The organism is Ralstonia sp. VS2407 (genome assembly GCF_052950655.1).
In genome coordinates, this window is record NZ_JBRFVG010000001.1 from 314,792 (window position 1) to 328,541 (window position 13,750).

9 protein-coding genes and 2 pseudogenes are annotated in these 13,750 nt (G+C 65.2%); 10 read left to right on the forward strand and 1 reads right to left on the reverse strand.

Annotated features, from left to right (window positions below; all coding sequences use genetic code 11):
• Positions 1-150: 150 nt before the first annotated feature.
• From ACU8YE_RS01520 to ACU8YE_RS01565, 10 genes and pseudogenes are all read left to right on the forward strand, one after another.
• Positions 151-984 (forward strand): annotated as a pseudogene (locus ACU8YE_RS01520) (ABC-F family ATP-binding cassette domain-containing protein); the annotation flags it as partial.
• 201 nt (positions 985-1,185) lie between these two features.
• Positions 1,186-1,497: pseudogene (locus tag ACU8YE_RS01525) on the forward strand (ATP-binding cassette domain-containing protein); the annotation flags it as partial.
• A 258-nt stretch (positions 1,498-1,755) separates the two neighbouring features.
• On the forward strand, positions 1,756-2,061 hold the full coding sequence (locus tag ACU8YE_RS01530) for a hypothetical protein (protein ID WP_408733876.1): 306 nt from the start codon (positions 1,756-1,758) through the stop codon (positions 2,059-2,061).
• A 172-nt stretch (positions 2,062-2,233) separates the two neighbouring features.
• Complete coding sequence (locus ACU8YE_RS01535; protein WP_446927967.1) at positions 2,234-4,219, forward strand: DNA topoisomerase IV subunit B; 1,986 nt, start codon at positions 2,234-2,236, stop codon at positions 4,217-4,219.
• A 16-nt stretch (positions 4,220-4,235) separates the two neighbouring features.
• Positions 4,236-5,126: a lytic transglycosylase domain-containing protein gene (locus ACU8YE_RS01540; RefSeq protein WP_252693082.1), complete on the forward strand. Its 891-nt coding sequence runs from the start codon at positions 4,236-4,238 to the stop codon at positions 5,124-5,126.
• Between the two features lie 49 nt (positions 5,127-5,175).
• The gene (gene parC / locus ACU8YE_RS01545; protein ID WP_446927968.1) at positions 5,176-7,518 is read left to right on the forward strand and encodes a DNA topoisomerase IV subunit A; all 2,343 of its coding nucleotides are present in this window, start codon (positions 5,176-5,178) and stop codon (positions 7,516-7,518) included.
• A 4-nt stretch (positions 7,519-7,522) separates the two neighbouring features.
• Positions 7,523-8,101: a chromate transporter gene (locus ACU8YE_RS01550; protein WP_045204464.1), complete on the forward strand. Its 579-nt coding sequence runs from the start codon at positions 7,523-7,525 to the stop codon at positions 8,099-8,101.
• A complete protein-coding gene (locus tag ACU8YE_RS01555) occupies positions 8,083-8,628 on the forward strand; it encodes a chromate transporter (protein WP_260802754.1) in 546 nt (181 codons plus the stop codon). The genes ACU8YE_RS01550 and ACU8YE_RS01555 overlap by 19 nt, the downstream gene beginning before the upstream one ends.
• A gap of 241 nt (positions 8,629-8,869) precedes the next feature.
• Positions 8,870-10,252, forward strand: coding sequence for an amino acid permease (locus tag ACU8YE_RS01560; RefSeq protein ID WP_446927969.1), 1,383 nt, complete (start codon positions 8,870-8,872; stop codon positions 10,250-10,252).
• A gap of 45 nt (positions 10,253-10,297) precedes the next feature.
• Positions 10,298-11,617 carry an MFS transporter gene (locus ACU8YE_RS01565; RefSeq protein WP_414560378.1) on the forward strand — a complete coding sequence of 440 codons (1,320 nt, stop codon included), beginning with the start codon at positions 10,298-10,300 and terminating at the stop codon, positions 11,615-11,617.
• A 3-nt stretch (positions 11,618-11,620) separates the two neighbouring features.
• Here ACU8YE_RS01565 and ACU8YE_RS01570 read toward each other — a convergent pair whose 3' ends face one another.
• Complete coding sequence (locus ACU8YE_RS01570; RefSeq protein WP_446927970.1) at positions 11,621-13,453, reverse strand: ABC transporter ATP-binding protein; 1,833 nt, start codon at positions 13,451-13,453, stop codon at positions 11,621-11,623.
• Positions 13,454-13,750: the final 297 nt, after the last annotated feature.

Sequence of the window (13,750 nt, forward strand, 5' to 3'; positions counted from 1 at the left end):
ATGGATGGCGCGGCCGGAAAAAGCGAGTCCGGCGGCACAAGCGTTATAGCACCGGCATCTGCAAGCGCAATGCCGCCGATGGATGACGCGCGGGGCGACTACAATACGCGCCTTCCGGCCGCACACGGCCTGCATCCTTTTCACTCCAGCATGGCCCTGTTTTCCATTACCGATGCGCAACTGGCGTTCGGCCACGTGGCGCTGCTCGACCACACCGATTTCTCGCTGGAGGCCGGCGAGCGCGTTGGCCTGATCGGCCGCAATGGCACCGGCAAGTCGTCGCTGCTCAAGATCGTGGCGGGTACGACCTCGCCGGATGACGGCCTGATCGCCCGCCAGAGCGGCGTGACTTCGGCTTATGTGCCGCAAGAGCCCGAATTCGATCCGGAACAGACCGTGGCCGAAGCCGTGGCGATGGGGGTGCCGCAGGCCGCCGGCCTGCTTGCCGAATACGAAGCGCTGATCACGTCGATGGGGGATTCCCACGACGAAGACGCGCTGCACAAGCTGCAAGCGTTGCAATCCCAACTGGAAGCGGCCGATGCGTGGCAACTGCGTACGCGAGTGGAGACGACCATCGCCCAGCTGGGCTTGCAGCCCGGCGCGCGCATCGGTTCGTTGTCTGGCGGCTTGACCAAGCGTGTAGCGCTGGCGCAGGCGCTGGTGGGCGCGCCCGACATCCTGCTGCTGGACGAGCCGACCAACCACCTCGACTACGACTCCATCCGCTGGCTCGAAGACTTGCTGTTGGCGTTCCGCGGCAGCGTGTTGTTCATCACGCACGATCGCGCGTTTCTTGACCGCGTGGCCACGCGCATCATCGAACTCGATCGCGGCAAGCTGCGCTCGTACCCCGGCAATTTCACGGCGTATCAGACGCGCAAGGTGCAGGAGCTGGAAGCTGAAGCGCTGGAAAATGCACGCTTCGACAAGCTGCTCGCGCAGGAAGAGGTGTGGATCCGCAAGGGCGTGGAAGCGCGCCGCACCCGCAGCGTGGGCCGAGTTGCGCGGCTGGAACAAATGCGTGTGGAGCGCCAGGCGCGCCGCGAGGTGCAAGGCAACGTGAAGCTCGAAGTCTCGCAGGGCGACCGCTCCGGCAAGATCGTCGCCGAGCTGATCGACGTGACCAAGCGCTACGGCGACAAAACCGTCGTCGACAATTTCACCGCCACCATCATGCGCGGCGACAAGGTCGGGATTCTCGGCGCCAACGGCGTTGGCAAGACCACGCTGCTGAAGTTGATTCTCGGCGAATTGGCGCCCGATTCGGGCACGGTGCGCAATGGCACCAACCTCCAGGTGGCGTATTTCGACCAGATGCGCGCGCAGTTGGACCTGAACCGGTCGCTCGCCGACACCATCAGCCCGGGCAGCGACTGGATCGAAGTCAACGGCCAGCGCAAGCACGTGATGAGCTACCTGGGCGATTTCCTCTTCCCGCCCGAGCGTGCGCGCTCGCCGGTGGCGTCGCTCTCGGGCGGCGAGCGCAACCGGCTGTTGCTGGCACGACTGTTCGCCCGTCCGGCGAACGTGCTTGTGCTCGACGAGCCGACCAACGATCTGGACATCGACACGCTGGAACTGCTGGAAGAACTGCTGCAGGAATACAGCGGTACCGTTTTCCTCGTTTCACACGATCGCGCGTTCGTCGACAACGTCGTCACCTCGGTGATTGCGGCAGAGGGCGAGGGCCGTTGGCGCGAATACGTGGGCGGCTTCTCGGACTGGCAGACGCAATCGGCACGCGCGGCGCAGATGGCGCAAGCCGCCAAGCCCGTCGCCGAAGAGAAGAAACCTGAGGTGGTCAAGCCGCGCGAGCGCGCCACGGTCAAGCTCAGCTACAAGGAGCAGCGCGAACTGGACGCGCTGCCCGCCACCATCGAAGCGCTGGAGGCGGAGCAGAAGCAGGTCGGCGGCGAACTGGAAGACGGCACGATCTACGGCCGCGACCCGGAGCGCGCGCAAAAGCTTGCCGAGCGCCACGAAGCCATCGAACTGGAGCTGCTGGAGGCGCTGGAGCGCTGGGAAGCCCTGGAGGCAAAGCGCGCCGGCACGGTGTGACGCCGCAGTAACCACGCAATATGTCAGCGGGATGTCGGGCGAATGTGAGTTCCGGCTCGCGTCCCGACGCTGACGATCCCTCCGCATTGTTGAGGACAGCTTCCTTTACAATGCGCGCTGCATTCCCGGTGCTTGGGGACAGACCCAAGCCTGGTCAGTTTTTCCGCCTTCCATGAGCAAAACCTCCCAATACAGCGAATCGTCGATCAAGGTCCTCAAGGGCCTGGAACCGGTCAAGCAACGGCCGGGCATGTACACGCGCACCGACAATCCCCTGCACATCGTGCAGGAAGTCATCGACAACTCCGCTGACGAGGCGTTGGGCGGTTACGGCAAGCTGATTGCCGTGACGCTGCACAAGGACGGCAGCGTGAGCGTGGAAGACGATGCGCGCGGCATCCCCGTCGGCATCCACCCCGAAGAGGGCGTGCCGGTGGTCGAGATCGTCTACACGCGCCTGCATGCCGGTGGCAAGTTCGACAAGGGCCGCGGCGGCGCATATGCGTTCTCCGGCGGGCTGCACGGCGTGGGCGTGTCGGTCACGAACGCGCTGTCGACACGGCTGGAGGTGACCGTCTGGCGTGACGGCAATGTGTCGACGCTTGCGTTCTCCGGCGGCGACGTGATCGAGCCGCTCGCCACCCGCAAGGCCGAGCGCGGCGAGAAAAAGAGCGGCACACGCGTACGCGCGTGGCCGGACGCCAAGTATTTCGACTCCGAGAACATCCCCCAGGCCGAGCTGCAGCGCTTGCTGCGCAGCAAGGCCGTGCTGCTGCCGGGCGTGAAGGTCACGCTCACGCTGGAAAAAACCGGCGAGACGCTCGAATGGCAATACGACCAGGGCCTGCGCGGCTATCTGGTCGAATCGCTTGCGCAAGGCAGCGGCGCCGAGCCGGTGATTCCCCTGTTTGAAGGCGAACACTTTGCCGACCCCGACAAGCTCGGCGAAGAGGGTTTTGCATTCGGCGAGGGCGCTTCGTGGGTGGTGGCCTGGACGGAAGAGGGCTCGCCAGTGCGCGAGTCGTACGTCAACCTGATCCCGACACCCGCGGGCGGCACGCACGAATCCGGTTTGCGCGAAGGTCTGTTCCAGGCTGTGAAGAGCTTTGTCGAGATGCATGCGTTGCTGCCCAAGGGCGTCAAGCTGATGTCCGAAGACGTGTTTGCGCGCGCTTCGTTCGTGCTGTCGGCCAAGGTGCTCGACCCGCAGTTCCAGGGGCAGATCAAGGAGCGCCTGAACAGCCGCGATGCGGTGCGGCTGGTGTCGACCTTCAGCCGCCCGGCGTTGGAACTGTGGCTGAACCAGCACGTCGAGCACGGCAAGAAGCTCGCCGAACTCGTCATCAAACAAGCGCAGGCGCGCACACGCGCCGCGCAGAAGGTCGAGAAGAAGAAGGGCTCCGGCGTGGCCGTGCTGCCCGGCAAGCTGACCGACTGCGAATCCGACGACGTCAACCGCAACGAACTCTTCCTGGTGGAAGGCGACTCCGCTGGTGGCTCGGCCAAGATGGGCCGCGACAAGGAATTCCAGGCCATCCTGCCGTTGCGCGGCAAGGTGCTGAACACCTGGGAGACCGAGCGCGACCGCCTGTTCGCCAACAACGAAGTGCACGACATTGCGGTCGCCATCGGCGTCGACCCGCACGGTCCGAACGATGCGGTCGACCTGTCGGGCCTGCGCTACGGCAAGATCTGCATCCTGTCCGATGCTGACGTGGACGGCGCGCACATCCAGGTGCTGCTGCTCACGTTGTTCTTCAAGCACTTCCCGCAACTGATCGATCGCGGGAACGTATGCGTGGCCCGGCCGCCGCTGTATCGTGTCGATGCCCCCGCGCGCGGCAAGAAGCCCGCGCAAAAGCTCTACGCGCTGGACGACGGCGAGCTGGAAGCCATTGAAGACAAGCTGCGCAAGGACGGCGTGAAGGAAGGTGCCTGGCAGATTTCCCGCTTCAAGGGCCTGGGCGAAATGAGCGCCGAGCAGCTCTGGGAAACCACCATGAACCCCGACACGCGCCGCCTGCTGCCTGTGGCGCTGGGCGAGTTGGGCCAAGACCAGACCATCAACATGATGAACATGCTGATGGGCAAGGGCGAAGCCGGCGCGCGCCGCACATGGCTGGAAGCGCGCGGCAACGAAGTCGAAGCCGATATTTGATCGCTGACCGACAACGATGAAGCTGTTTGCACGTTTCGCACTCGCATTGACGGCGCTGGCCCTGGTGGCCAGCCAGCCGGCGCGCGCGGACGTCTACGGCTACATCGACGAAAACGGTCTCGCGCACTTTGCGGCGGAACGCCTGGACGATCGCTACGTGCTGTTCATGAAGGGTGCGGCGGTGGCGAGCAAGGGCGACGACAAGGCGAAGGACGACAGCGCCATCGCCCTGCCGGCCACTGAGCTGCCCGACGCCGATGCCTATCTCAATGCCAGCAAGCGCGATGCACTCGACAACGCCGCTGGCATGCGCCAGCGCCTGGTGCGCGCAGTGCTGCAGCATCCGAACGTACCGACGGTGGAACCGCTGATCCGCCAGGCCGCCAGTAAGCACGGTATCGACCCCGCGCTGGTGAAGGCCGTGATTGCCGCCGAATCCGGTTTCAACCCGCAGGCCGTGTCGCCCAAGGGCGCAATCGGGCTGATGCAGGTGATTCCGGACACCGGCGCGCGCTACGGGGTGACGGGCGACGCCCGCCGCACGGCCGCACAGAAGCTGGCCGACCCGAAAACGAACATCACCACCGGCGTGCGTTACCTGAGCGATCTGCTGCGCATGTTCTCGGGCAACCTTGAACTCGTATTGGCCGCCTACAACGCGGGCGAGGGCGCGGTGCAGAAGCACGGCAACGACATTCCGCCCTACGCCGAGACACAGAACTACGTGAAGACGGTGCTGCAGTTCTATCGCTACTACAACCCGGTCGCCGCCGTGCCTGGGCTGATGAACGTGAGTGCCAACGGCGTCATCGCCACGCGCAAGCCAGGCCGTACGGGCCGGCCTGCACGCATCGAACTCGTATTGGACCCGGCCACCGGCGTGGCCACGAACCTACCCCAACATTGATCCTGGCGGCGCCGCAACGTTGAAGCGCGCCGCTTTCGCTTGAGCCTCCATGGAACAACAAGACATCCTCTTCGACCCCAGCGAGCCGGCCGAAGCGCTCACGCTTGGCGCCTATGCCGAGCGCGCTTACCTCGACTACGCCATCAGCGTGGTCAAGGGCCGCGCGCTGCCCGAGGTGGCCGATGGCCAGAAGCCGGTGCAGCGCCGCATCCTGTTTGCGATGCACGAGATGGGCCTGCGCTCCGATGCCAAGCCGGTCAAATCGGCGCGCGTGGTGGGCGACGTGCTGGGTAAATACCACCCGCACGGCGATCAATCCGCCTACGACGCGCTGGTGCGCCTGGCGCAGGATTTCTCGCTGCGTTACCCGCTGATCGACGGCCAGGGCAACTTCGGCTCGCGCGATGGCGACGGCGCGGCGGCGATGCGCTACACCGAAGCGCGCCTCACACCCATCTCGCGTCTGCTGCTCGAAGAGCTGGACCAGGGCACGGTTGACTTCATCCCGAACTACGACGGTTCGATGGATGAGCCGAAGCTGCTGCCTGCGCGCCTGCCGTTCGTGCTGCTCAACGGCGCATCGGGCATCGCGGTGGGGATGGCCACGGAGATCCCGTCGCACAACCTGCGCGAAGTGGCGAGCGCCACCGTGGCGCTCATCCGGGACGACAAGCTCACCAGCACCGACCTGATGCAGTACATGCCGGGTCCGGATTTCCCGGGCGGCGGGCAGATCATCTCGTCTGCAGCCGACATTGCGCAGGTGTATGAGAGCGGTCGCGGCAGCCTGAAGGTGCGTGCGCGCTGGAAGATCGAAGAACTCGCGCGCGGCCAGTGGCAGCTCGTGGTGAACGAACTGCCGCCCAACACCTCATCGCAAAAGGTGCTGGAAGAGATTGAAGAGCTGACGAACCCGAAGGTGCGCACGGGCAAGAAGTCGCTGTCGCCGGATCAGCTCACCATGAAGCAGACCATGCTGGGGTTGCTCGACGCCGTGCGCGACGAGTCCGGCAAGGATGCCCCGGTGCGCCTCGTGTTCGAGCCCAAGAGCAAGAACATCGACCAGCAGGAATTTGCCAACACGCTGCTGGCGCATACGTCGCTGGAGTCGGGTGCGGCCATCAACCTGGTGATGATCGGCGCCGATGGCCGGCCGCGCCAGAAGGGCCTGGCCGAGATCCTGCGCGAGTGGATTACCTACCGCTTTGCCACCGTCACGCGCCGCACGCGCCATCGTCTGGGCAAGGTGGAAGACCGCATCCACATCCTCGAAGGCCGGCAACTGGTGCTGCTGCGCATCGAGGACGTCATCCGCATCATCCGCGAGAGCGAGGAACCCAAGGCGGCGCTGATCCAGGTCTTCAACCTGAGCGACCGCCAGGCCGAAGACATCCTGGAGATCCGCCTGCGCCAGTTGGCCCGCCTGGAGGCCATCAAGATCGAGCAGGAGCTGAAGAACCTGCGCGAAGAGCAGGGCGAGCTGGACGTGCTGCTGAAGTCCGAGACCATGATGCGCCGTCGCATCATCAAGGAGATCGAGACCGACGCGAAGCAATACGGCGACGACCGCCGCACCTTCATCCAGGAAGAGCGCCGCGCCGCTGCTGAAGTGAAGGTCGTCGATGAACCCGTCACGGTGATCGTCTCGCAGAAGGGCTGGGTACGCACGCGCCAGGGCCATGGCCACGACGCCACGCAATTCGGCTTCAAGGCAGGCGACACGCTGTACGACACGTTTGAATGCCGCACCACTGATGCGCTGCTGATCTTCGGCACGCGCGACGACAAGGGCACGGGCCGCGTCTATTCCGTGGCCGTGGCCAACCTGCCGGGCGGCCGTGGCGATGGTGTGCCGCTGACGACGCTGATCGAACTCGCGCCCGGCACGCACATCGCCCACACGTTCGCGGGCCACGCCGAACAGAATCTGGTGATTTCCACGCGCGGCGGCAACGGCTTCCTGGCCAAGGTGGGCGACATGGTCGGCCGCCAGAAGGCCGGCAAGGCGTTCCTGACGCTGGACGAAGGCGATCAACCGAACAAACCGGCGCCGGTGCCGGCTGACGCTTATGGCGTGGCGTGCCTGTCCGAAGGCGGCCGCATGCTGCTGTTCCAGATCAGCGAGTTGAAGACGCTCGCCAGCGGTGGCCGCGGCGTGATCCTGATGGAGCTGGAGAAGAACGAAACGCTGCTCCAGGCGCTGGCCTTCGGTGCAGCAGGCTTCGTGCTCTCGGGCAACGGCCCGCGCGGCGGCAAGGCGGTCGAACAGACCCTGACGACACGCGCGCAAGAGCCGTACGCAGGCAAGCGCGCACGCAAGGGCAAGACGCTGGAGCCCAAGCTGCGCGATCCGAAGCTCTCCCTGCCAAAACCGGCACCGGCAGCCGCCTGATCCGATGAGCGATCCGCACGCCCCGCCTGACGCGGTTTCGGCGACAGACGCAAACGTTCCCTCGTGCCGCAAGCTCTTCACAGAGTTTGCGCGCATGGGGCTGTCGGGCTTTGGCGGCGTGCTGCCCTTTGCGCGCGCCGGCATTGTGGATCGCAACCGCTGGCTCTCCAATACCGAGTTTGCCGAGCTGCTGAGTCTCGGGCAGGTGTTGCCCGGTCCGAATGTGGTCAACCTTTCCGTGATGCTCGGCTATCGGTATCACGGCGTGCGTGGCGCCGCGGCAGCAATGGGCGGCCTTGTGCTCACGCCTGCCGTGCTGCTGCTGTTGATCGTCATGCTGTACGACCAATTCAGCGCGCTGCCTTTGGTGCAGAACCTGCTCAAGGGCATGGCGGCGGTGGCGGCGGGGCTGGTGCTCTCAACGGCGGTCAAGCTGGCGCAGGGCCAGTCGCGCACCTGGCGTGCCGTCGGCATCGGTCTGGCGGTCGTCCTCACCATCGGCGTGCTGCAGTGGCCGCTGCTTCCCGTGATGCTGGTGCTGATACCGCTTGCCCTCCTGCTCGAATGGAGGGCGATGCGATGACCTACCTCACCACCGTCTTCGACCTGTTCTGGCACTTTCTCGTGCTGTCGTTTCTCTCCATTGGCGGGGCCAGCTCGACGCTGCCCGACATGCATCGTTTCCTGGTCGACACGCGGCACTACATGACGAGCGAGCAGTTGAGCGCCATGTATGCCATTTCCCAGGCGGCACCCGGGCCCAACGTGTTGTTTGTGGAATTGTTCGGCTGGCAGGCGGCGGGTCTGGGTGGGGCGATTGCCTCGATGGTTGGCATCTGCGGGCCGTCGTGCGTGATCGCCGCCGTCATCGCGCGCGTCATGGACCGCAAGCCCGATGCGCGCTGGATTGCGCTGGTCCGCCGTGGCCTTGCACCACTGACGATCGGCCTGCTGTTCTCCACCGGCTGGGTGCTGGCGCGCGGCGCAGACAGCAGCTTCAGCACCGTCGCGCTGACTGTGGCGACGGTCGTGGTGTGTTCCTTCACCCGCGTCCACCCGCTGGTGCTGGTGGGGCTGGGGGCATTGGTCGGCGGTATGGGCTGGGTATAGCGCTCGTACCGCACGGCCAGCGAAATTCAAGGCGGACACATGTCCGCCTTTTTCTTTGGGCGCGCTGCCGCACATGGGCGGGACTGTTCTTCGGGAATACCCCAATGCCATCCATAATGTATATACAACAACATATATGGATACGTGATGTTGTCTGTATATGTATTCGCATCCCACCGAGCCATGCGTCCAGCCTGGACCGGCCTCGCAGGCAACCTCGCCGACATAAAGAGGAGACAGTTTGGAACACCTTCAACGCAACCTGCGCGCGCGGCATATCCGCTTTCTCGCGCTCGGTTCGGCCATCGGCACGGGCCTTTTCTATGGCTCCGCTTCGGCCATCCAGCTGGCCGGACCGGCCGTGATCCTCGCGTACGTCATCGGCGGCGCGGCCGTCTATATGGTCATGCGCGCGCTCGGCGAGATGGCGGTGCGCCAGCCGGTTTCCGGCTCGTTCGGGCGCTATGCGCGCGACAACCTCGGCCCGCTCGCCGGCTTTCTCACCGGCTGGACGTACATCCTCGAGATGGTAATCGTCTGCCTGGCCGACGTGACCGCCTTCGGCATCTACATGGGCTTCTGGTTTCCCGAGGTGCCGCAATGGATCTGGGTGCTCGGCATCGTCATGCTCATCTGCGGCCTGAACCTCTGCAACGTCAAGGTGTTCGGCGAGATGGAATTCTGGCTCGCGCTCATCAAGATCGTGGCGATCGGCGCCATGATCGTCGGCGGCACCGTCATCCTGTTCCTTGGCGTGAAGATGAACGGCGAGCACGCGTCGGGCCTGAGCAATCTCTGGTCGCACGGCGGTTTCCTGCCGCACGGCGTGGGCGGCCTCGTGGCGTCGTTTGCCGTGGTGATGTTCGCGTATGGCGGCGTCGAGATCATCGGCATCACCGGCGGCGAGGCGCAGAACCCCGACAAGGTCATCCCCAAGGCCATCAACGCTGTGCCCGCACGCATCCTGCTGTTCTACGTGCTGACCATGTGCGTGCTGATGGCGATCTTCCCGTGGACAGGCATCGACGGCCAGGGCAGCCCGTTCGTGCAGATCTTCTCCGGGCTGGGCATCCGGTCTGCGGCGGCAATCCTCAACCTCATCGTCATCTCGGCAGCCATCTCGGCCATCAACAGCAACATCTTCGGCGCGGGCCGGATGATGTACGGCATGGCCGAACAGGGCCAGGCACCGCGCATCTTTGCGGCCACGTCGCGTCACGGTGTGCCCTGGGTGACGGTGCTGTTCATGGCCGGCGCACTGCTGTGCGGCGTGGTGCTGAACTACCTGATTCCCGAGAACGTCTTCGTGATCATCGCGTCGATTGCCACGTTCGCCACCGTGTGGGTCTGGCTGATGATCCTGCTCTCGCAGGTGGCGATGCGCCGTCGCCTGTCGGCCGAAGAAGTGCGTGCGCTCAAGTTCAAGGTGCCGCTGTGGCCCGTGGGGCCGGCCCTTGCCATCGCGTTCATGCTGTTCGTGATCGGCGTGCTGGGCTACATCGAAGACACCCGGGTGGCGCTGTACGTTGGCGCAGGCTGGGTGCTGCTCATGTCGGCAGCGTGGTATCTGCGCGTGAAGCCCAACGCCGCAGCCGTGCTGGCTGAAGAGGCCAGCGGGGCGTAAGCGCGGCCCGCCCGCAAACAAAAAGACGAGTTCCGGAGACACCCCATGTCGAACCACACCTCAGCGCCGTCGTACGCCGGCCGCGCCGGCGCGCAGGCGACCGTCCACGCGCAACCGCTCTCGCGCACGCGCGCCATTGCCGCCATTACCATCGGCAACGGCCTGGAGTTCTATGACTTCGTGGTCTACAGCTTCTTCGCCACGCTGATCGGCCGGCTGTACTTTCCCGTCGGCAACGCGACCGGCCAGTTGCTGATGTCGTTCGCCACGTTTGGCGTGGGTTTCCTGATGCGTCCGCTCGGCGGTCTGCTGATCGGCATGTACGCCGACCGCGCGGGGCGCAAGCCGGCCGTGGCGCTCACGCTGTGGCTGATGGGTTTGTCGTCGCTCGTATTCGTCGTCACGCCCACCTACGCCCAGATCGGCATCCTCGCGCCCATGCTCGTCGTGCTGGCGCGGCTTGTGCAGGGCTTTGCCATCGGCGGCGAAATGGGCGCTTCGACTGCGCTGCTGCTCGAATACGCCGATGACCGCTCGCGGGGCTTCTATACGAGCTGGCAACCGTTCAGCCAGGGGCTGGCCGCGCTGTTCGGTGCGCTGGTCGGCCTGCTGCTGAGCAACGTGCTGGCGCCTGCGGCGCTGGAGTCGTGGGGCTGGCGCCTGGCGTTCGTGATCGGCATTCTCGTCATCCCGGTCGGCCTGATCATCCGCCGCCGTCTGGAGGAAACTGCCGCACCGCCCAGCACGCGCGAAGCCGACGCCACGCTGCCGCTCCTGCGCGAACACCGTCGTGCGCTGGTCGCCAGCATCCTGCTGATGATCGGCGTGGCCTCGTCCACGTACATCATCGTCTACTACCTCAGCAACTATGCCGTGAGCATGCTGCACATGCCGCTGTCGCTGGGCATCTGGGCGGCGTGCATTGCCGCGCTGGTGCAGGTGGTGCTGTCGCCGTTCGCGGGCCGGCTGGCCGACCGCGTCGGGCGCCGCAAGGTCGTGCTGTGGTCGCGTGTTGCGCTGCTGGCGATGATCTATCCGGCCTTCGCGCTCATCAACGCAGACCCATCGCTTGCCCGGTTGCTGATCGTGGTCGGCTGCCTGTCGGTGCCGATGTCGATGACCTCGCCGGCCTCGATGGTGCTGGTGAGCGAGGTGCTGCCGCAGCGACTGCGCGCGACGGGGCTGTCGATTGCCTACTGCGTGGCCATTGCCATCTTCGGCGGCTTTGCGCAGTTCTTCTCGACCGAGCTGATCCACCTCACGGGCAACGCCAACGCACCGGCGTTCTACGTGATCGGCTGCGGCCTTGTCTCTCTGATCGGGCTGGCGATGGTGCCCGAGACGCTCGGCCGCCGCCTGTCGTAACGCTCAGTCCACTCCCACGAAACCGCCGGTCTGATGCGCCCACAGCCGCGCATACAGGCCGCCGTGTTCCAGCAGCTCTGCGTGCGTGCCGCTCTCGACAATGCGGCCGCCGTCGAGCACCACCAGCCGGTCCATGCGTGCGATGGTCGAAAGCCGGTGCGCAATGGCAATCACGGTCTTGCCCTGCATCAGCGTTTCCAGACTCTCCTGGATGGCCGCTTCCACTTCCGAATCCAGCGCTGACGTGGCTTCGTCCAGGATCAGGATCGGCGCGTCCTTGAGCAGCACACGCGCAATCGCAATGCGCTGTCGCTGACCGCCCGACAGCTTCACCCCGCGCTCACCGACCAGCGCGTCAAAGCCGCGTCGCCCCTGCACATCGGATAGCTGCGGGATGAACTCGTCGGCGCGCGCACGGCGCACGGCTTGCATCAGCTCCGCCTCGGTGCTGTCGGGTTTGCCGTAGCGCAGGTTGTCGCGAATGGACCGGTGCAGCAGCGATGTGTCCTGCGTGACCATGCCGATCTGCTCGCGCAGGCTCTCTTGCGTCACGGCCGCAATGTCCTGACCGTCGACGAGAATGCGGCCGCGCTCCACGTCGTACAGGCGCAGCAGCAGGTTGACCAGCGTCGATTTGCCCGCGCCCGACGGGCCGACCAGGCCGATGCGCTCACCGGGGCGCACCACCAAGTCCAGCCCTTCGATCACGCCGCTGCCCTTGCCGTAGTGAAAGCCAACGTGCTCGAAGCGCACTTCGCCCCGCGTTACGTGCAGCGGTTTGGCATCGGGCTGGTCGATCACGGCGCGCGGCAGCGCGATGGTCTGCATGCCGTCCTGCACCTGCCCGACGTTTTCAAAGATGCCGTTGACCACCCACATGATCCAGCCCGACATGTTGTTGATGCGGATCACCAGCCCCGTGGTCAGCGCGATGGTGCCGGCGCTCACACGGCCCTCGCTCCACAGCCACAGCGCGAGCGCCGACGTGCCAACGATCAGCAGGCCGTTCATGGCCGTGATGGTGAAATCCATGCCGCTGATCATGCGGCCGGACAGGCGCGTTTTGTCCGTCTGCTCGGCCATGGCGTCGCGCGCATAGCTTTCTTCATGTTGCGTATGCGCGAACAGCTTGAGCGTGGTGATGTTGGTGTAGCCGTCAACGATGCGGCCCATCAGCTTGGAGCGCGACTCCGTGGCGATGACCGATCGCGCCTTCACGCGCGGCACGAAATAGCTCAGGGCCGCGATGTAGCAGCCAATCCACACCAGCAGCGGCACCACGAGCCACCAGTCGGCCCGGGCAAACAGCACGATCGCACTGATCGCGTAGATCACGACATGCCAGAGCGCATCCACGGACTGCACCGCGGAATCGCGCAGTGAGAAACCGGTCTGCATGATGCGCTGGGCAATGCGGCCCGCAAAGTCGTTCTGGAAGAACGTCAGGCTCTGCTTGAGCACGTAGCGGTGGTTCTGCCAGCGGATCAGGTTCGACAGGTTCGGGTTGATGACCTGATGCACAAGCACGTCGTGCAAGCCGAAGATGACCGGCCGCGCGATCAGCGCCACAAAGGCCATCCACAGCAGCTCGTTGCGGTGGCGGCCGAAGAACGCCGGGCCAGGTGTCGCCTGGATCATGTCGACGATGCGGCCGAGGAAGTCGAACAGCGCGACTTCAATCAGCGCACCCAGCAACCCGACGACGAGCAGGAACGCGAACACGCCGCGCACTTCGCGCAGGAAGTAGGCGTAGAAGCGCCAGACATTGGCCGGAGGCTGGGTGTCAGGCAGCGGGCGGAACGGATCGATGAGCTTTTCCAGGCGGCGCAGCAGCATGTCGGGTCGGGGGGGGGAAGAGGTGACCGACGCCCCAGGGCGGGACGTGCGCGGAAGAGCCGCCCATGATACGCGCGTGAAAGCGCCCTTGTTGGTGGGGTGGCTTACGGAGTCCAGGGCTCGGCGAGTGGAGCTTTTTGCTCGACAGGTCGAGCTCAGAGCTCGGCGCGTGAGGCTTTTTGCTCGGCGGTTGGAGCTCAGAGCTCGGCGCGCGAGGCTTTTTGCTCGGCGATTGGAGCTCAGAGCTCGGCGCGCGAGGCTTTTTGCTCGGCGGGTGGAGTTCAGAGCTCGACGCGC